The sequence below is a fragment of the Lysobacter sp. GCM10012299 genome, assembly GCF_042649405.1.
Taxonomy (GTDB): Bacteria; Pseudomonadota; Gammaproteobacteria; order Xanthomonadales; family Xanthomonadaceae; genus Lysobacter_J.
Map to the genome: position 1 here is coordinate 270,881 of NZ_JBHRZC010000004.1, position 18,934 is coordinate 289,814.

At 67.0% G+C, this 18,934-nt stretch carries 13 protein-coding genes and 2 tRNA genes; 4 read left to right on the forward strand and 11 right to left on the reverse strand.

Going from position 1 to position 18,934, the window contains the following annotated elements; translation table 11 throughout:
• Positions 1 to 290 precede the first annotated feature (290 nt).
• Positions 291 to 1,025: a J domain-containing protein gene (locus tag ACFOPO_RS12385; RefSeq protein WP_386703526.1), complete on the forward strand. Its 735-nt coding sequence runs from the start codon at positions 291 to 293 to the stop codon at positions 1,023 to 1,025.
• A gap of 86 nt (positions 1,026 to 1,111) precedes the next feature.
• Here the strand turns inward: ACFOPO_RS12385 and ACFOPO_RS12390 are convergent, their stop codons facing one another.
• Entirely contained in the window at positions 1,112 to 2,506 is a 1,395-nt protein-coding gene (locus ACFOPO_RS12390) for a TIGR03013 family XrtA/PEP-CTERM system glycosyltransferase (protein WP_386703527.1), read from the reverse strand.
• A gap of 206 nt (positions 2,507 to 2,712) precedes the next feature.
• Positions 2,713 to 3,501: a 4'-phosphopantetheinyl transferase family protein gene (locus ACFOPO_RS12395; RefSeq protein ID WP_386703528.1), complete on the reverse strand. Its 789-nt coding sequence runs from the start codon at positions 3,499 to 3,501 to the stop codon at positions 2,713 to 2,715.
• A gap of 456 nt (positions 3,502 to 3,957) precedes the next feature.
• On the opposite strand from ACFOPO_RS12395, the gene tviB reads away from it, so the two are divergent.
• Together tviB and ACFOPO_RS12405 are read left to right on the forward strand one after the other, a co-directional pair.
• Positions 3,958 to 5,226, forward strand: a complete 1,269-nt coding sequence (tviB, locus tag ACFOPO_RS12400) for a Vi polysaccharide biosynthesis UDP-N-acetylglucosamine C-6 dehydrogenase TviB (protein ID WP_386703868.1) — start codon at positions 3,958 to 3,960, stop codon at positions 5,224 to 5,226.
• Between the two features lie 46 nt (positions 5,227 to 5,272).
• Positions 5,273 to 6,313 carry an NAD-dependent epimerase gene (locus ACFOPO_RS12405; RefSeq protein ID WP_386703529.1) on the forward strand — a complete coding sequence of 347 codons (1,041 nt, stop codon included), beginning with the start codon at positions 5,273 to 5,275 and terminating at the stop codon, positions 6,311 to 6,313.
• A 207-nt stretch (positions 6,314 to 6,520) separates the two neighbouring features.
• On the opposite strand, the gene ACFOPO_RS12410 is transcribed toward ACFOPO_RS12405, so the two are convergent.
• The 9 genes from ACFOPO_RS12410 to ACFOPO_RS12450 form a co-directional block, all read right to left on the reverse strand.
• Positions 6,521 to 6,597 (reverse strand) — tRNA-Arg (locus ACFOPO_RS12410).
• Between the two features lie 233 nt (positions 6,598 to 6,830).
• Positions 6,831 to 6,923 (reverse strand) — tRNA-Ser (locus ACFOPO_RS12415).
• Between the two features lie 92 nt (positions 6,924 to 7,015).
• Positions 7,016 to 7,219 (reverse strand): carbon storage regulator CsrA, encoded by a 204-nt coding sequence (csrA, locus tag ACFOPO_RS12420; RefSeq protein ID WP_200604816.1) that lies wholly within the window; start codon positions 7,217 to 7,219, stop codon positions 7,016 to 7,018.
• A 138-nt stretch (positions 7,220 to 7,357) separates the two neighbouring features.
• Entirely contained in the window at positions 7,358 to 10,006 is a 2,649-nt protein-coding gene (gene alaS / locus ACFOPO_RS12425; RefSeq protein ID WP_386703530.1) for an alanine--tRNA ligase, read from the reverse strand.
• Between the two features lie 161 nt (positions 10,007 to 10,167).
• On the reverse strand, positions 10,168 to 10,752 hold the full coding sequence (gene recX, locus ACFOPO_RS12430; protein WP_386703870.1) for a recombination regulator RecX: 585 nt from the start codon (positions 10,750 to 10,752) through the stop codon (positions 10,168 to 10,170).
• A 28-nt stretch (positions 10,753 to 10,780) separates the two neighbouring features.
• Entirely contained in the window at positions 10,781 to 11,821 is a 1,041-nt protein-coding gene (gene recA, locus ACFOPO_RS12435) for a recombinase RecA (protein WP_200604811.1), read from the reverse strand.
• A 186-nt stretch (positions 11,822 to 12,007) separates the two neighbouring features.
• Positions 12,008 to 12,670: a transcriptional repressor LexA gene (gene lexA, locus ACFOPO_RS12440; protein ID WP_386703531.1), complete on the reverse strand. Its 663-nt coding sequence runs from the start codon at positions 12,668 to 12,670 to the stop codon at positions 12,008 to 12,010.
• 57 nt (positions 12,671 to 12,727) lie between these two features.
• Complete coding sequence (locus ACFOPO_RS12445) at positions 12,728 to 13,228, reverse strand: CinA family protein (RefSeq protein WP_241919760.1); 501 nt, start codon at positions 13,226 to 13,228, stop codon at positions 12,728 to 12,730.
• A gap of 84 nt (positions 13,229 to 13,312) precedes the next feature.
• A complete protein-coding gene (locus ACFOPO_RS12450) occupies positions 13,313 to 15,922 on the reverse strand; it encodes a TonB-dependent receptor (RefSeq protein WP_386703532.1) in 2,610 nt (869 codons plus the stop codon).
• A gap of 387 nt (positions 15,923 to 16,309) precedes the next feature.
• Here ACFOPO_RS12450 and mutS point away from each other — a divergent pair, with 387 nt between their 5' ends.
• Positions 16,310 to 18,886: a DNA mismatch repair protein MutS gene (gene mutS / locus ACFOPO_RS12455; protein ID WP_386703533.1), complete on the forward strand. Its 2,577-nt coding sequence runs from the start codon at positions 16,310 to 16,312 to the stop codon at positions 18,884 to 18,886.
• Positions 18,887 to 18,934: the final 48 nt, after the last annotated feature.

An 18,934-nucleotide genomic window follows, 5' to 3' on the forward strand; every position in this document is an offset into this window, starting at 1 on the left:
TATCCCCCGGTGTCCACTGAGGGATAACGTGATCGCGCCGCGATGGCGGTCAGAAAGTCGGTCGGAAGCTGGTGTTTGTCGCGAGTCGGCGCAACGCATTGTTTGCCGTCAACGTCGCCGCGAACTTGGCACGAAGGCGGCATGCAGATTGCCGCTAGTCAGTTCAAACGCATTGGACGCGGCAAACCGGCCTTGCCGCGGGCCACTGGACCGGAAAGTTCGTGTCTTCGTCGGCAACTATTGCGCACCCGGCCGCGGTACGCGCTAGGATGCCCCGACAAGGGGGGGGCATGGACTTCTCGCTTCTGTACTTCCAGCTCGGCCTGGAACCTGGCTGCAGCCTTGAAGAGCTCAAGCGTGCCTACAGGGTGCGTGTGGCCGAACTGCACCCCGATCGCCATGGCACAGGCGCTGTCGCCAACGAGGGCCTGGAGCAGCTCACCGAACTGACCGCGCTGTATTCCAAGGCCATTCGATTCCATCGCATCCACGGCCGCCTGCCGGGCGCGGCACCGAAAGCCGGCGGCGACCACGCCTCGCATTCCGTGCATCCCTTGCATTCCGCCAGCGCCCACCAGGCCGGACGCGGCAGCCACGACGCCACGCCCGCCTCGCCACGCGTGACGGCAAGCCGTCCGGTCGCACGCAGCGAACCTGCTCCCAACCGCACCACGCCGACGCTGGCCATCGTCACCATCCTGGTGCTGGTGATCGTCATGCTGGCGCTGCACTGGTCCGAGTCCGGCGTCGAGCAGAAGATGGAGAACAGCCTGCACGCGCAGGAAGCGGAACACGCCTACGACTCGCAGGAACCGCGGCTTGAACTGGGCATGGAGGAAGGCGCGGTGTTCGCCATCCAGGGGGCGCCGGTGGTGGTCCAGGACGGCGTCTGGAACTACGGCTCGTCGTGGGTCCGCTTCGAAGACGGCCACCTCGTCGACTGGAGCAGCGTTCCGCCGAACCGGCTCAGGACGGCGACGCCGCGACCGGTCAGCGAAGAAGCGACGGAAGAAGAATCGCAGTAGCGGTCGGCCCCAGGTGGCGGCGCAAGCGCCGCCCCAGCCGCGCCATGGCCGGACCCTGCATCGCAAGGTCCGGCCCCGCCCTGCCCTCAGCGCGCCCCGCGCTGGAACAACACCACTTCGACCGTCTGCAGCAGGATGATCAGGTCGAAGGCCAGCCCATGGTTCTTGACGTAGAACAGGTCGAACTTGAGCTTCTCCTCGGCGTCGCGCACCGAGGCCCCGTAGGGATAGCGCAACTGCGCCCAGCCGGTCAGCCCGGGCTTCACGCAGTGGCGCACGGCGTAGTAGCGGATCTCGCGGCTGAGCATGTCGACGAACTGCGGGCGCTCGGGCCGAGGGCCGACGATGCTCATCTCGCCGCGCAGGATGTTGAACAGCTGCGGCAGTTCGTCGAGGCGGACCATACGGATGAAGCGTCCGACACGCGTGGTGCGGTCATCGCCGGTCTGCGCCCAACGCGCGACGCCGTCGGTCTCGGCATCCACGCGCATGCTGCGGAACTTGATCAGCTCGAACGGCCGGCCACCCTCGCCGATCCGCGTCTGCTGGTACAGGATCGGCCCGCTCGACTCCAGGCGGATGCACAGCGCCACCAGTGCCATCAGCGGCCAGGTGACCATCAGCAACGCACCGGCCGCGAGCACGTCGAAGAAGCGCTTGTTCATGCAGCGCGAAGTCGAATGATCGAATCCACCGGAAAACACCAGCCATGACGGATCGACCAGGTTGGTGGTGACGATGCCGGCCTCGCGTTCGAAGAACGTCGACAGGTCGGTCATGCTCACGCCGCGCTGCACGCAGGCCAGCATGTCGTCCATCGGCAGGCCGCCACGACGCTCATCCGGGGCGACCACGACTTCACTGATCTGCAAGCGATGGGTGAGCTCGGCAAGTCCGCCGGGCGCGGCCACGTGCAGGTTGGCGGGCACTGCGGTTTCCTGGCCGGGAATCGGCACGAAACCGACCAGCGTGAACGCGCGGCGGTCGCTGTTGCGACGCAGGCGGCTGTTGATCAGGTCGGCATTGTGGCCGGCACCGAGCACCAGGATGCGCCGCCGGAACAGCTCTCCGGCGAACACCTGCAGGATGCCAAGGCGCAGCAACCCCAGCCCCACCAGCGACAGGATCAGCGCGATCACGATCACACCGCGGCCGATGTAGGCCGCAGGCACCAGGTAATACAGCACCATCAGCCCGACGCCGCCGATCGCGAACGACACCAGCATGCGCAGCGCGAACTCGAAGCGGTTCAGGCGACCGTGCACTTCGTACAGGCCCAGCGCCGCCATGGCGGTGGTGACGAACAGCGCCACCATGAACGCCCTCACCGCGAGGTTCTCGGAGAAGATCTGGTGACCTTCCGGATCGTTCACGAAACGCAGCCACGCTGCGCCGGCAACCGCCGCCATCACCAGCAACAGTTCCAGCACCCAGATGAGCGCGAGCGCCCGGTTCTTGAGACTTGCCTTTGCGAAGACCATGAAACCGCACTCCCGCGGGGGGCATGCAGCCGTTCGTTGTGGGCTGCATGCGGTTGACGCACACGCTGCGTGGGGGTTCCCTGGCACGGAGTGCCGGAGGAACCGTGCATTGCGTCGAGGGGGTGGCGGATCCTGGTGCAGGTGCCTTTTCGAAATGGCACATGCCGTCAACCCGGCCGTCGTTGCCTATCCCCCCAACGACGAACTCACGACACGTACAACGCCGGCTCGGCGACCACCCGGCCACCGACCGGTCGCAACCAGGCGCCTTCGATCACCGCATCCACCGGCGCCGCCACGGCCGCGGTCCATCGCGCACCGATCTCGAGCATCGACAGGCGCACCGGCCCGGCGTTGTCGGCCGTCGACGCGGTCAACGGAATCACCGCGCCATCGGCGGCGACAAACGCCGTCATTTCGCGTTCCAGGCCGATCCCTTCGGCCTTGAGCAACGCTTCCTTGCGCACCCATAGCCCCAGCAACTCGCGGCTGTAGAACGGCTCGCGCATGCCGGCGAGCTGGCTCGCCTCGACCGCATGGCAGACGCTGGTGGACACCTGTGGCAGTTCGATCGCGCGCAGCGAGGGTTCGATGTCGATGCCTACCGGCCCCATCGCGCAGACGGCGAATGCAGCCACGCCCTCGGCATGGCTCAGGCTGGTGTGCCATGCCATTCCGGGCAGGCAGGGGCATCCGCGCTCGTCGCGCGACAGCGGCACCTCCGCCGCGGCCATGCCGAGCACGCCGGCCAGCACCATGCGATGCACGGCGTAGGCGATCGTCAGTGCTTCGCGGTCGGCGGGCACGCGCCGATGCAACACGCGCGAGCGCTCGGACGGATCGAGCAGGTACCAGGCTTCGTCCAGCCACGACTGCCAGGCTTCGAGTTCGGCGAACGCGACCACGCATGAGCGCGCCCGCGAGGGTCGCAGGTCAGGCGCACCGGGCATGGCGCCGGGAACGCCGAGCGGGCGTACGGGCAGGATCAGTGTCATACGGCACACCGTGCCCGTTGAATGGCCCCAGTCATCGCTTCCCCCTGCCCGGCCTTGCGCCAGCTGCGTGTCGGTTACGACTACCCCCAACGCGGGAGCGCGCACGGTCAGGCCAAATCGGCCGCGATGGCGGTGCGGGACGCAGGCGCGACCTGCACTCGTCCTGTTTGGCCCCCGCTGCGCGTTATCTGCTGCGAGGCCGGAGATCACCACCGTGATGTCGCCTCTTCCAGGGGCCACCATGCGCGAACGCCAGCACTGCCATCCGTCCACGCCCTCGCGCGGCGCGTGCCGCGCCAACGCCTGAGCGCGCGGGACGCCAACGATATGGACACCACCGATTTCGAGGGCGCACCGGTTGTCGGCGTGGCCCGTGAAGGACGCGGCGCCGATGGCCGCGCGGCCGTGCACGCCGCAAGCGCGGCACCCGCGCCTGCGACGGCGGCGCCCACCTCGTTGCAGACCGTCAAGGTCGGCGTCGTCGGCCTGGGCTACGTCGGACTGCCCCTGGCGGTCGCGTTCGCGAAGTATTTCGATACGGTCGGCTTCGACATCAACGCCGCCCGTGTCGAAGAGCTTCGCGAAGGCAGGGACAGCACGCTGGAAGTCGATCCGGCCGAACTGGCCGCCGCGCCGCGCCTGCGCTGCAGCTGCGACCTGTCGGAGCTGCGCGGGTGCAATGTCTACATTGTCACCGTACCCACGCCCATCGACGCCGCCAAGCGCCCGAACCTCGGCCCGCTCGCGCGCGCCAGCGAAACCCTGGGCAAGGTGCTCAAGCACGGCGACGTGGTCGTGTACGAATCCACTGTCTATCCCGGCTGCACCGAAGAAGTGTGCGTGCCGATTCTTGAACGCTCGTCCGGGCTGGTGTTCAACCGCGATTTCTTCGTCGGCTACAGCCCGGAGCGGATCAACCCCGGCGACAAGGACCATCGCCTCACCTCGATCCTCAAGATCACTTCGGGATCGACGCCGGAGGTCGCCGACTTCGTCGACCAGCTCTACGGATCGATCATCGAGGCCGGCACCCACAAGGCCAGTTCGCTGAAGGTCGCCGAGGCGGCCAAGGTCATCGAGAACACCCAGCGCGATCTCAACATCGCGCTGATCAACGACCTCGCCATCCTGTTCAACAAGCTCGGCATCGACACGCTGGAAGTGCTGCAGGCGGCCGGCACCAAGTGGAACTTCCTGCCATTCCGCCCGGGCCTGGTCGGTGGCCACTGCATCGGCGTGGATCCCTACTACCTCACCCACAAGGCGCAGGAGATCGGCCACCACCCGGACGTCATCCTCGCCGGCCGTCGCACCAACGACGGCATGGGCGCCTACATCGCCAGCGAAGTCGTGCGGCTGATGGTGCGCAAGGGCATCAACCCGGTGCAGGCGCGGATCCTGATCCTGGGCCTGGCGTTCAAGGAGAACTGCCCGGACCTGCGCAACACCCGCGTGGTCGACATCGTCCACGCGCTGCGTGGCTACAACGCCAACGTCGACGTGCACGACCCCTGGGTCGAAGCCGACGAGGCCGCTGCCGAGTACGGCATCACTCCGATCGACGTTCCGGCACCGGGTGAGTACGACGCGGTGATCGTGGCCGTCGCCCATCGCCAGTTCGCCGAGCTAGGCGCGCAGGGCGTGAGAGCGCTCGGCAAGCCGGTGTCGGTGCTCTACGACGTCAAGTACGTGCTGCCGCGCGACGCGGTCGATGGCCGGCTGTGATTTCGCTTTCCACCTTTGATCATTCCCCTTTCGGAGATCCACCGCGATGAAGGTCCTCGTTACCGGCACGGCTGGATTCATCGGCTCGCATGTCGCATTGGAGCTGCTGCGACGCGGTGACGAAGTGGTGGGGTTCGACAACCTCAACAACTACTACGACGTCGGCCTGAAGAAGGCGCGGCTGGCGCGCTTCCTCAGCCATCCCCGCTACACGCACCTGCACGCCGACCTGGCCGACCGCGATGCGGTCGAGGCCGCGTTCCAGCGCCACCGTCCGCAACGGGTGGTGCACCTGGCTGCGCAGGCGGGCGTGCGCTATGCAGCGGAAAACCCGCACGTCTACGTCAGCAGCAACGTCACCGGCTTCCTGCACGTGCTGGAAGGTTGCCGTCGCCACGGCAGCGAACACCTGGTGTTTGCCTCGACCAGTTCGGTCTACGGCGCCAACACGTCGATGCCCTTCTCCGAGCACCAGCCGACCGAGCATCCGCTCACGCTGTACGCGGCAACCAAGAAGGCGAACGAGCAGATGGCGCACAGCTACGCGCATCTGTACGGCATCCCGAGCACGGGCCTGCGCTTTTTCACCGTCTACGGCCCGTGGGGTCGTCCCGACATGGCGCTGTTCCTGTTCACCAAGGCGATCCTCGCCGGCGAACCGGTGCCGGTGTTCAACCATGGCCGGCACAAGCGCAGCTTCACCTACATCGACGACATCGTCACCGGCGTGGTGCGCGCTTTGGACCGCATTCCCTCGAAGGACGACGCCTGGGACGGAGAAACGCCGGATCCCGCCAGCAGCGGCGTCGCGCCGTACCGGCTTTACAACATCGGCAGCCGCGAAAGCGTGGAACTGCTGCGCTACATCGAGGTGCTGGAGCAATGCCTGGGTCGCAAGGCGACCTTGCAGCTGCTTCCACTGCAGGCGGGCGACGTGCCGTCGACCGAGGCCGACTGCAGCGACCTCGCGCACGACATGGGCTACAGCCCGCAGTTCACGGTCGAGCAAGGCGTGGAGAATTTCGTGCGCTGGTACCGCGACTACTACCACCTGGGCGCGGCAGTGCCGGCAAGGCAGTACGCGTAACCGCGCACCTCACCGTCATCCCGGCGAAAGCCGGGATCCAGGCCCGTAGTCCATTCGCTTCGTCACCGTCATCCCGGCGAAAGCCGGGATCCATTTGCCGTTGCTCGAAAGCGGCACAAAGCAAAAGGGCCGATGGTTTCCCATCGGCCGCATCTGATCCAAAGCAAAAGGGCCGATGGTTTCCCATCGGCCCTTCGCTTTCTTGTGTGGCGCGCCCGGAGAGATTCGAACTCCCGACCACCAAGTTCGTAGCCTGGTGCTCTATCCAGCTGAGCTACGGGCGCTGAGTTGAAAAATTATGACGGGTCGATTTCGATTCGTCAAACATTTTTCGAACATTTTCCTGTCGATTCACTCAGCCGTTACGGCGAGGATCTTCAGGTCCCGCAAAACCCCCGAAGGTGCTTCACGGTTGGCGAAATCCGCGGTTCCGCGCATCGCATGGAAGGCCTCCATGTCGACGCGTTCTCAGGGGTGCATTGCACTTCCTGCGGAACCCGGGCCTCGCCGGTGGAACTGGCGGAGACTGAGGGATTCGAACCCTCGATGGAGCTTTTGACCCCATACTCCCTTAGCAGGGGAGCCCCTTCGGCCTCTCGGGCAAGTCTCCGAGAAAACTCGGATTGCTCCGAACCATTACAGCTCGGTTCGGCGCGGGCGCAAAGCATAACGGCTCGCCCCGCGCACGGCAAACAATTTGTGTCAGCCGTCGGTATTCTTGCCCGCATCGTCAGCGGGTTCTTCGCCGCGCTGGATTCGCTGGTAGATCTCTTCGCGGTGCACAGCGACATCTTTCGGTGCAGTAATTCCGATACGCACCTGGTTGCCCTTGACGCCGAGCACGGTGACAGTCACCGAGTCGCCGATCATCAGGGTCTCACCGACGCGACGCGTCAGGATCAGCATCTAACATCTCCTATAGCCGGCAGGTCCGCCGCCGGCAAATGGACGCTCCCGGGAGCGCCTCCAGTTCTGTACACAAACGTGAACCATATTAGCGGCCGGTCAAACGTGACCGCAACCGCAGAAGGTCATGTTTCTCGTTCAGCTAAGCTTGCCTTCGACCCAGCCCGCGACGCCTGCCAGCGCCTCGACCAGCGCCGGGCCATCATCGCCGCCGCCCTGGGCCATGTCGGCACGACCACCGCCCTTGCCGTTGATCTGACTGGCCACGTGGGCCAGTAGTTCCCCGGCCTTGACCTTGCCCGCCGCGGCACCGTTGACGCCGGCGACCAGGGCCGCCTTGCCGTCGTTGGTGCCGGCCAGCACGATCACGCTGTCGCCGAGCTGCTGCTTGAGGCGATCGACCGCATCGCGCAGCGCCTTGGCGTCGAAGCCCTCCAGGCGCGTGGCGACGACCTTGATCGCCCCGACCTGCGCCGCCGAAGCGCCCAGGTCGGACGTCGCGCCGGACGCGGCCTTGGCCTTGATCGACTCGAGCTCGCGCTCGAGCTTCTTCTGCCGGTCGAGCAGGCTGCGCAGCTTGTCGGCGACGTCGGCGGCGTTGCCACCCAGGAGGCTGGCGGCTTCGTCGAGACGACGCTCTTCCTCGGCGACGAAGTCCAGCGCGCCCTGCCCGGTCAATGCCTCGATGCGACGCACGCCAGCGGAGACACCGCCTTCGGAAACGATCTTGAACAGACCGATGTCACCGGTGCGCGACACATGCGTGCCGCCGCACAGTTCGGTCGAGGTATCGCCCATGCGCAGCACGCGCACTTCATCGCCGTACTTCTCGCCGAACAGCGCCATCGCGCCGAAATCCAGCGCTTCCTGCATGCCCATGTGGTGCACTTCGGCGGCATGGTTTCGACGCACTTCGGCATTCACGCGACGCTCGATCTCGGCCAGGTCGCTGGCACTGACCGGGGCGAAGTGGGCGAAGTCGAAACGCAGGCGGTCGGGTGCGACCAGCGAGCCCTTCTGGGTGACATGGTCGCCGAGCACGCTGCGCAGTGCCGAATGCAGCAGGTGCGTGGCGGAATGGTTGAGCACCGTTGCGGCACGACGCACTGCGTCGACGCTGGCACGGACGCGATCGCCGCGCTTGAGCGAGCCACTGGCGAGGTTGCCGACGTGGCCATGGAACTGGCCGGCGAACTTCTGCGTATCGCGCACGGCAAAACGCGCCGCGCCGGCTTCCAGGTCGCCGGTGTCGCCAACCTGGCCGCCGCTTTCGGCGTAGAACGGCGTGCGATCGAGGATCACCACCGCGTCGTCGCCGGCTTCGATCTGGTCGACCGGGCGACCGTCCTTGAGCAGGGCCAACACGTGCAGGTCGTCGGCGCCGAGTTCGTCGTAGCCCAGGAAGCGGGTCGGCGACAGCTGCGCGGCCAGCTCGGCCGGCATCGTGGTGGCGTTGCCGAACTTGCCGGCCTCGCGCGCCTTGCGGCGCTGCTCTTCCATCGACTGGTCGAAGCCGGCCATGTCGACCGACAGGCCGCGCTCGCGCGCGATGTCGGCGGTCAGGTCGACCGGGAACCCGTAGGTGTCGTAGAGGCGGAACGCATCGGCACCCGGGATCACCCCGGTGGAACGCGAAGCCACTTCGTCGAAGATGCGCATGCCCGAATCGAGCGTTTCGGCGAAGCGCTCCTCTTCAGCCAGCAACGCGCGCTCGACGAACTCGCGCTTGGCGGTCAGTTCCGGATAGGCATCGCCCATCACTTCGACCAGCGGCGCGACCATGCGGCTGAAGAACGGACCCTTCTGGCCCAGCATCCAGCCGTGGCGCAGGGCCCGACGGATGATCCGGCGCAGGACGTAGCCGCGGCCTTCGTTGCTCGGCAGCACGCCGTCGACGATCAGGAACGAACAGGCGCGGATGTGATCGGCGATCACGCGCAGCGACTTGTTGCCCAGGTCGGCGGTCGAGGTGAACTCGGCGGCCTTGGCGATCAGGTGGCGGAACAGGTCGATCTCGTAGTTGCCATGCACGCCCTGCAGCACGGCGGCCAGGCGCTCCAGGCCCATGCCGGTGTCGACGCACGGTGCCGGCAACGGCACCAGGGTGCCGTCGGGCTGGCGGTCGAACTGCATGAAGACCAGGTTCCAGATCTCGATGAAACGGTCACCGTCCTCGTCCGGCGAACCCGGCGGGCCACCGGCGATGTGGTCGCCGTGGTCAAAGAAGATCTCGGTGCACGGACCGCAGGGACCGGTGTCGGCCATCTGCCAGAAATTGTCCGACGCGAACGGCGCACCCTTGTTGTCGCCGATGCGGATGATGCGCTCGGCCGGGATGCCCATCTTCTGGTTCCAGATGGCATAGGCCTCGTCATCGGTGTGGTAGACCGTGACCAGCAGGCGTTCGGCCGGCAGCTTCCAGACCTTGGTCAGCAGCTCCCAGGCCCACGCGATCGCGTCTTCCTTGAAGTAGTCGCCGAAGGACCAGTTGCCCAGCATCTCGAAGAAGGTGTGGTGGCGCGCGGTGTAGCCGACCTGGTCGAGGTCGTTGTGCTTGCCGCCGGCACGCAGGCAGCGCTGCACGTCGGCCGCGCGCACGTAGCCGGGCTTTTCACTGCCGAGGAAGACGTTCTTGAACTGGACCATGCCCGAGTTCGTGAACAGCAACGTCGGATCGTTGGCGGGCACCAGCGGCGCCGACGGCACGATCGTGTGGCCCTTGCCACGGAAGAATTCGAGGAAATCGCTGCGGATTTCGCTGGTGCTGATGTGATGCGGGTTCTTCATGCCTGGGCGCGGAGTCTGTGACGGGACCGGACTGGGCGGACCGGCCCATGCCCTCACGATGGGGGCGTCGACAGGAGCAGGCAACCCAGGACCCGAAAGCCGGTTAGGTTAACAGGACCGCGCAAGCTCTGCGCGAAGGCCAGACGGCCCCCGGACCAGGGTCAATCGTCCGGATCGAACCGGGTGGCGGCGCGCACGCTGGCACCGTCGAAACCCCGCCGCATCAGGAAATCCGCGGCCTTGCGCCGCAGGTTCAGTTCTTCGGTGACCCCGGGCCCGAACCGGCGCTGGACCAGCTCGCGGGCGTTCTCGGCCCAGTCGCCTTCATAGGTCTCCATCGCCCGGGCGATGGCCTCGCGGTCGAGCCCATGGGTGGCCAACTCGGCCCGGATCCGGACCGGCCCATAGCCGCTGCCGGCACGGCCGCGGACCAGGCTTTCGGCGAAGCGCTTGTCGTCCTGCCAGCCCTCGCCCGCCAGGCGGCCCACGGCGGCTTCGACGTCGCCGGCATCCAGGCCGCGCGAGGTCAGCTTGCGGCTGAGCTCCTTGCGCGAATGCTCGCGCCGGGCCAGCAGGCCCAGCGCTCGCTGCAACGGCGTCTGCTCCGGCCGGCCGCGGCGCCGGGCGGGCACGGAGCCCGAACCCGTGCCGTCACGGTCGACGTCGTTTCCGGAACCGTTGCCCGGCAGGTCATCCTCTGGCACGCCCTCATCGGGCATGCCTTCGTCCAGCAAGTCGCCGTGCATCGACACCTACCCGTTCCTTGCAACCCGCTCAGTCGTCGGCGACCGCATCGTCGCCGTCTTCGTCACGCTTGGCATCGGTGGCCACGAACTTCTCGCGCAGCGCCGCTTCCAGTCGCTTGGCGACCTCGGGGTTGTCCTTGAGGTACTGGCGGGCATTTTCCTTGCCCTGGCCGATGCGCTCGTCGTACGCGCTGTACCAGGCGCCGGACTTCTCGACCAGCTTGGCGTCCACGCCCATGTCGATCAGCTCGCCTTCGCGCGAGATGCCCTCGCCGTACAGGATCTCGGTGACGACCTGCTTGAACGGCGGCGCCAGCTTGTTCTTGACCACCTTGATGCGGGTCTGGTTGCCGATGATCTCGTCGCCCTTCTTGATCGCGCCGATGCGGCGGATGTCCAGGCGCACCGAGGCGTAGAACTTCAGCGCATTGCCGCCGGTGGTGGTTTCCGGGCTCTGGCCCGGCATCATCACGCCGATCTTCATGCGCAGCTGGTTGATGAAGATGACCATGCAGTTGGAGCGCTTGATGTTGCCGGTCAGCTTGCGCAGCGCCTGGCTCATCAGGCGGGCCTGCAGGCCCGGCAGCTGATCACCCATCTCGCCTTCGATTTCGGCGCGCGGGGTCAGCGCGGCGACCGAGTCGACCACGACCATGTCGACCGCGCCCGAACGCACCAGCATGTCGGCGATTTCCAGTGCCTGCTCGCCGGTGTCGGGCTGGCTGACCAGCAGGTCGTCGACGTTGACGCCGAGCTTGGAGGCGTAGGTCGGGTCGAGCGCATGCTCGGCGTCAACGAAGGCCGCGGTGCCGCCCAGCTTCTGGCATTCGGCAATCGTCTGCAGGGTCAGCGTGGTCTTGCCCGAGGACTCCGGACCGTAGATCTCGACGACGCGACCCTTGGGCAGGCCGCCGATGCCGAGGGCGATGTCGAGCATCAGCGAACCGGTGCCGATGACTTCGGCCGGCTCCGCCACGCGGTCACCCATGCGCATCACCGAGCCCTTGCCGAACTGCTTCTCGATCTGGCCCAGGGCGGCCGAAAGGGCGCGCTTCTTGTTCTCGTCCATCGTGGAGTCCTTGAGGTCGTGTTGGTCGTATTGCCGTGAAGACGGCATTCGTGTCGGAGGCAACTTAGGCTTGGCAGGTCGCACGGACTGAGACTCCCGTGCGTGCAGCGCAAATTTGTTTGATCAGGGAAACGGCGGCCATTGGCGCACTCCGAGGGGGAAGGTGGGAAAAGGCCGTGGAGGCGCTCATCGATTCGGCCTCACCAGGCCGCAGTAAAGCCCTTCGATGGCGAAATCCTGGTCGGGCTCGACCTCGATCGGCGCGTAGTCGGGATTGCGCGGCAGCAGGCGGATGCGGTCCTTGCCGATCTTGAGCAGCTTGACGGTGATCTCGTCGTCGATGCGCGCGACCACGATCTGGCCCGAGCGGGCGTCACGCGTGCGGTGCACGCCGATCAGGTCGCCGTTGAAGATGCCCTCGTCGCGCATCGAGTCGCCCTTGACCTTGAGCAGGTAGTCCGGCGTCGGCGAGAAGAACACGCGGTCGAGCAGGACGAAGTCGTCCGAGCCGATGTCGGCACCGATCGGCCGGCCGGCAGCAACCTGCCCCAGCACCGGCAGGCGCAGGGCGTCATCGGAGATGGCATCGGCGGTGGCATCGGCGGCCTGGACAGCCACCGTGTCGGCCACCTCGCCCACCGGCGCCACCAGGCGGATGCCGCGCGCCCGTCCCGGCACCCGCTGGATCGCGCCCGCCAGCTCGAGCGCCTCGAGGTGGTACTGGGCCGCCCGTACGCTGCTGAAGCCCATGGCCCGGGCGATCTCGGTCTGCGAAGGCGGCACGCCCTCGGCTTCGATCCGCTCGGCGATCAGGGTGAGGATGGCGCGCTGGGTGTCGGTGATGTCCATTAGTAGCAATACTACTAACGGACTTTTCCCGCCGTCAAGCCCCGCCGCCTTCCGACGTCAGGCCATCAGCTCGACCAGCCCGTGCAGGGCCGCGGCCACGGTCTGCCGGCGCACGTCGTCGCGGTCGCCGTCGAAATGGAAGGTCACCGCCGTGGGGTATCCGCCGCGTCGTTTCCAGGCGATCCAGACGGTGCCGACCGGCTTGTCCTCGGTGCCGCCACCGGGTCCGGCGATGCCGGTCACGGCGACGGCCAGCGTTGCGCCGGAATGCACCAGCGCACCGGAGACCATCTCGATCACGGTGTCGCGACTGACGGCACCGTGCTGCTCGAGTGTCTGCGGACGCACGCCCAGCAGCGCCTGCTTGGCCTCGTAGCTGTACGCCGCCATGCCCGCTTCGAACCAGTTCGAGGAACCGGGAATGTCGGTGAGCATCTTGGCGATCCAGCCACCGGTGCAGCTCTCGGCCGTGACCAGGGTCTGGCGGTGGTTGCGGGCCGCTTCGCCTACCTGCTCGGCGAGGCGATGCAGGGCGGCATCGGAGACGTCGTTCTTCATGGCGGCATGATAGCCGCAAGCGCAGCGGCCCTCACCCCAACCCCTCTCCCGCGCGCGGGAGAGGGGCATTTCGAGCGCCGTGTATCAGTACAGGATCCGCAACGTCATGCCATACGTGCGCGGCGCACCGAGGAATCCGTTGAACGAGTTGAACGGATTGTTCGGCGCAGGCGAGACGTTCTGCAGCGGCGCGTCGAAGCCGACCTGGACGTAATCCTCGTCGGTGAGGTTCAGCGCCCACAGCTCGACCATCCAGTTGCGGTTCTGCTTGCCGATGCCGATGCGTGCATTGACCACGGTGAATCCTTCCTGGACCTTCTCCACGTCCAGGTCCGAGCCGGTGTTGTACTCGGACATGTACTTGGCGCCGAGGTTGAAGCGCGCCAGCAGGTCACCCGCGAACGGATAGTCGTAAGTCACCGAGGCCGAGGTCGACCAGTACGGCGCGAAGCTGACCCGGCTGCCCGGCAGCTTGTACAGCGCGCCGGTGGGTGCGACGAAATCGCCGCCGGGAATGCTGTCGCCGTAACGGGTATCGGCGTAGGTCACACCGCCCTGCACCATCAGCCCGCGCGTGGCCTGCCACAGCACCTCGGTGTCGATGCCCTTGGACACGACTTCCGGGATCGAGCGCACCACGAAGCTGGTGCCGAGGAAGCTGTTGAGCTGGAAATCCTCGTAGGTCTGGTGGAACAGCGTGGCGTTGAGCAGCAGGTTGCCATCGTTCCAGGTGGTCTTGGCGCCGAGCTCGTAGCTGTCGACGAACTCACCCGGGAACGAGGTGTCGTTGACCGGCAGGATGCCCGAGCCACCGCTGGACAGGCCGGTGTTGGACTGCACGCGGTCGAGGTTGAAGCCGCCGGCCTTGTAGCCGCGCGCGGCCGAGGCGTAGCCCATCCAGTGCTCGTTCCAGCGGTATGCGGCCTTGAGCGTACCGGACCATTCCTTCTCGTCGCGCTCCTGGTGCGTCACGCGGCCGTTGTGCAGCGGGTTGGCCCACGGCAGGCAGGAGAAGCCGATCACCTGCGGGATCACCGTCGGCAACGCCGCCTGCGGCACGCCGCGCGCGAGCAGCGCCGCTGCCACGCGTTGCTGTCCGCCGGGCCCGAGCATCGCCGAGCAGCCCGGGCTGCCGTTGGGATTGCTGTAGGCCGAATCGAGCTCCTTCTCTTCGCGGGTGTAGCGCAGGCCCAGGGTCAGGTCGAGCGCGTCGGTCGCGTGCCAGGTGTTGTTGGTGAAGAAGGCCGCGCTCTTTGCGTTCTGCTTGTAGACGTCATCGGCACCGAAACCGGCGAACACCGTGCCGAACGGCCGGCCCGAGGCCTGCGACAGGAACAGTGGCGCGGTAGGGCTGCGGCCCAGCGCCGGGTTGATCATCGACAGCAGCGCCACCGACAGGTACGGCTCGTAAGCATTGCCGATGCGGTAGGTCTCGTTGCGGTCGAGGTCTTCGTCCGAATAGAACAGGCCGACCATCCAGTCGATGCTGTCGCTGGAGCCGGTCAGGCGGAACTCCTGGGTGAAGGTCTCGAAGCCGGTCAGCGATTCGTCCTCTTCGCCGTTGCGGTAGAGGATGTCGGCGCTGCTGAAGTCGAAGTCCAGGCCGTTGATCGAATCCCACTCGCGCCACGCGGTGATCGAGGTCAGTGTCGCGCCGCTGAACCACGGCGTGATCCAGTTGACCTCGGCGGCAACGCCCTTGTCCTTGATGTCCTGCTTGGTGCTGCGGTTGCTCCAGGCCACGCGCGCGAACGGATCGGCCGCCGGCGCCACGCCTTCGTCCGGCGACAGTGCATTGACGATGTCGCCGGTGGCGCCGCGTACCGTGGTCACGCCGACGCAGCAGTTCTCCTCGCGACTGGTGAAGTCGGCGATGAAATTGATGTCGAGGTTGTCGGTCGGCTCCAGCAGCAGCTGGCCGCGCAGGGTGTGGAAGTTCTGGTCGCCGTCTTCGGTCTCCACGCGCGGGCCGCCGCCGGTATGCACGTCGGTGAAACCGTCGCGCTTGCGCTTGGCGGCGTAGACGCGGAATGCCGAAATGTCGCTGATCGGCACGTTGAGCGAGCCGGCGACGCCGACCGCGTTGTAGTTGCCGACGGTCAGCTCGCCTTCGACCTGGGTGATGTAATGCGGGCGCTTGGTGATCACGTTGATCACGCCGGCGGAGGTGTTCTTGCCGAACACGGTGCCCTGCGGCCCCTTCAGCACTTCGATGCGCTCGACCTCGCCGAGGTCGCCGAAGCCGACGCCGTTGCGCGGCCGGTAGACGCCGTCGATGACCACGCCGACCGACGATTCCAGGCCGGCGTTGTCGCCGACGGTGCCGATGCCGCGGATGCGCGCGGTGGTCTGTGCCTCGCTCTGGGTACTGGTAACCGTCAGGCCAGGCACCAGCACCTGCACGTCCTTGACGTCACGCACGCCGGTGTCCTGCAGCAACTGCTCGGGCAACGCCGTGATCGAAATCGGCACGTCCTGCAGCGCTTCCTCGCGCTTCTGCGCGGTGACCGTCATGGCGGCCAACGTGGTCGGCTCGTCGTCCTTCTTCTTCGACTCGTCCTTCCTGAGCTGGCCACCCTGCAGTACCGGGGCCGCTGCGCCCTCCTGGGCCTGGACCGACCAGACCGGCGTCGCGAGTGTCGTCGCGATTGCGAGCGCCAGCAGTTTCCTGGTGACGACCCTGGTGGTGCCCACTGAAACAACTGGCTTGCACGAAACCATCGCGTCCCCTCCCCTCGAGTTATTGGATGTACGGTGCCTACCCACAGCCAATGCACACGCCCCCTTTTGGCGCGACCGGCGACACCTCCCATCCAAACGCAACACGGTCCCGATGGGCGTACGGCAGCGAACGGCAACGGAAACGTAACATGTCCGCCGGACAGACCATGTGGCAGTGCAGCAGGCGCCAGCCCGTCGTCCCGGCGAACGCCGGGACCCACCTTGACCTGGTCGCCCGCCGAGCACGAATCCGCCCCGCCGGCAACGGGGTCCCGAACCCGCCCCCGGCTGATAGCCTAGCGACCTTCCCAGCCGGCCCCCACGCCGGCCCTCCCGCACGCATACGAAGATCCACGATCCATGAGTTCAGCCGAACGGCCGCCCGAGCACACGCCCCTGATGAAGCAGTTTTTCGCCGCCAAGGCGGAGCATCCGGACGTGCTGCTGTTCTTCCGCATGGGCGACTTCTACGAGCTGTTCTTCGATGACGCGCGCAAGGCCGCGCGCCTGCTCGACATCACCCTGACCCAGCGTGGCCAGTCCGGCGGCCAGCCGATCCCGATGGCCGGCGTGCCGCACCACTCCGCCGAAGGTTACCTGGCGCGCCTGGTGGCGCTGGGCGAATCGGTGGCGATCTGCGAGCAGATCGGCGACCCGGCCCTGGCCAAGGGCATCGTCGAGCGCAAGGTGGTGCGGATCGTCACCCCCGGCACCGTTACCGACGAAGCGCTGCTCAACGAGCGCCGCGATACGTTGCTGCTGACCATTGCGCGGGGCAAGTCCGGCTACGGCCTGGCCTGGGCCGACCTTGCCGGCGGCCGCTTCCTGGTCAACGAAGTGGCCAACGAGGACGCCCTTGAGGCCGAACTGGCGCGACTGGAGCCGGCCGAGACCCTGATCGCCGACGAAGATGGCTGGGCGCCGTTCTTGGCCGAACGCACCGGCCTGCGCCGTCGCGCGCCGTGGCTGTTCGACGCCGACAGCGGCCGCCGCCAGCTGCTGCGTTTCTTCAACCTGCACGACCTGTCCGGCTTCGGCCTGGAAGACAAACCGCTGTCCATCGCCGCCGCCGCGGCCCTGCTCGGCTACGTCGAAGAGACCCAGAAGCAGCGCTTGCCGCACCTGACCTCGATCGCGGTCGAGTCCGGCGACGGCGCGATCGCGATGAATGCCGCGACCCGCCGCCACCTGGAAATCGACAGCCGCCTCGATGGCGACCATCGCCACACCCTGCTCGGCGTGCTCGATTCGACCATCACCCCGATGGGCGGCCGCCTGCTGCGGCGCTGGCTGCACCGCCCGCTGCGCGAGCGCACGCCGCTGCGCCTGCGCCAGCACGCCGTGGCGACGCTGCTCGATTCACGCGCCGGCGATGCGCTGCGCGAGCGCTTCCGCGCACTGGGCGATCTCGAACGCATCCTCTCGCGCATCGCCCTGCGCAGTGCCCGCCCGCGCGACCTGTCGACGCTGCGCGACGGCCTGGGCATGCTGCCCGACGTCCGCGCCGGGCTGGCGCCGCTGGACTCACCGCACCTGGCAGCACTGGCGGCGGAACTGGGCGAGCACGACGAGCACGCGCACCTGTTGCAGTCGGCGATCGTCACGCAACCGCCGGTGCTCGCCCGCGACGGCGGCGTGTTCGCCGAAGGCTACGACGCCGAACTCGACGAACTGCGCACGCTGTCGACGCACGCCGACCAGTTCCTGATCGACCTCGAGGCACGCGAGCGCGCCAGCAGCGGCATCGCCACCCTCAAGGTCGGCTACAACCGCGTCCACGGTTACTACATCGAGATCAGCAAGGGCCAGTCCGACAAGGCGCCGACGCACTACACCCGCCGCCAGACCCTGACCGGCGCCGAGCGCTACATCACCGAGGAGCTCAAGCAGTTCGAGGACAAGGTGCTGTCGGCCCGCGAGCGTTCGCTCAGTCGCGAGCGGCTGCTCTACGAACAGCTGCTCGACGTGCTCAACGAGCGTCTTGAACCGCTCAAGCGCTGCGCCGGAGCGCTCGCCGAGCTCGACGTGCTGTGCTGCTTCGCCGAACGCGCCCAGGCGCTGGACTGGGTCGCACCGACCCTGGGCGACGAACCCGGCCTGCACATCGAGCGCGGCCGCCACCCGGTGGTCGAAGCCGTGCGCAGCGATCCATTCGAACCCAACGACCTGGTCCTGCGCGAAGACCGCCGCATGCTGGTGATCACCGGCCCGAACATGGGCGGTAAATCCACCTACATGCGGCAGAACGCGCTGATCGTGCTGCTCGCGCACACCGGCAGCTTCGTGCCGGCTTCGCGCGCGACCATCGGCCCGATCGACCGCATCCTCACCCGCATCGGCGCTGGCGACGACCTGGCACGCGGGCAATCGACCTTCATGGTCGAGATGAGCGAGACCAGTTACATCCTCCACCACGCCACCGCGCAGTCGCTGGTGCTGATGGACGAGATCGGCCGCGGTACTTCGACCTACGACGGCCTTGCGCTGGCGGAGGCCTGTGCGCGGCACCTGGCCCACCACAATCGTGCCTACACGCTGTTCGCCACGCACTACTTCGAACTGACCACGCTGGCCGAACCCGGCAGCGGCATCGCCAACGTCCATCTCGACGCCGTCGAGCATGGCGACCAGCTGGTGTTCATGCATGCGGTCAAGGACGGCCCGGCTGATCGCAGTTTCGGACTGCAGGTTGCCGCCCTCGCCGGCCTGCCGAAAGCGGTCGTGCAACAGGCGCGCGGACGCCTTGCCGAACTGGAACAGCAAAGCCGCGATGCGCCGATGCCGTCACTGGCGCCAGTGGCGCTGGATGCACCACAGCAGTTCGGCCTGTTCGCACCTTCGTCTGCCGCGCTCGATGCCCTGGCCTCGCTGGAACCCGACGAACTCACGCCGAAGCAGGCCCTGGAAGCGCTTTATCGACTGAAGTCGCTGAGCTGAGCCCGCACAACCAGGCCCCCGTCACCTCGCTACACTAGATCGAGGGAA

Bases quoted from the DNA above. Each gene is read 5' to 3' on its own strand.
- ACFOPO_RS12385 (WP_386703526.1), top strand. From the start codon at position 291: ATGGACTTCTCGCTTCTGTACTTCCAGCTCGGCCTGGAACCTGGCTGC.
- ACFOPO_RS12390 (WP_386703527.1), bottom strand. From the start codon at position 2,506: ATGGTCTTCGCAAAGGCAAGTCTCAAGAACCGGGCGCTCGCGCTCATC.
- ACFOPO_RS12395 (WP_386703528.1), bottom strand. From the start codon at position 3,501: ATGACACTGATCCTGCCCGTACGCCCGCTCGGCGTTCCCGGCGCCATG.
- ACFOPO_RS12405 (WP_386703529.1), top strand. From the start codon at position 5,273: ATGAAGGTCCTCGTTACCGGCACGGCTGGATTCATCGGCTCGCATGTC.
- csrA (WP_200604816.1), bottom strand. From the start codon at position 7,219: ATGCTGATCCTGACGCGTCGCGTCGGTGAGACCCTGATGATCGGCGAC.
- alaS (WP_386703530.1), bottom strand. From the start codon at position 10,006: ATGAAGAACCCGCATCACATCAGCACCAGCGAAATCCGCAGCGATTTC.
- recX (WP_386703870.1), bottom strand. From the start codon at position 10,752: ATGCACGGCGACTTGCTGGACGAAGGCATGCCCGATGAGGGCGTGCCA.
- recA (WP_200604811.1), bottom strand. From the start codon at position 11,821: ATGGACGAGAACAAGAAGCGCGCCCTTTCGGCCGCCCTGGGCCAGATC.
- lexA (WP_386703531.1), bottom strand. From the start codon at position 12,670: ATGGACATCACCGACACCCAGCGCGCCATCCTCACCCTGATCGCCGAG.
- ACFOPO_RS12445 (WP_241919760.1), bottom strand. From the start codon at position 13,228: ATGAAGAACGACGTCTCCGATGCCGCCCTGCATCGCCTCGCCGAGCAG.
- mutS (WP_386703533.1), top strand. From the start codon at position 16,310: ATGAGTTCAGCCGAACGGCCGCCCGAGCACACGCCCCTGATGAAGCAG.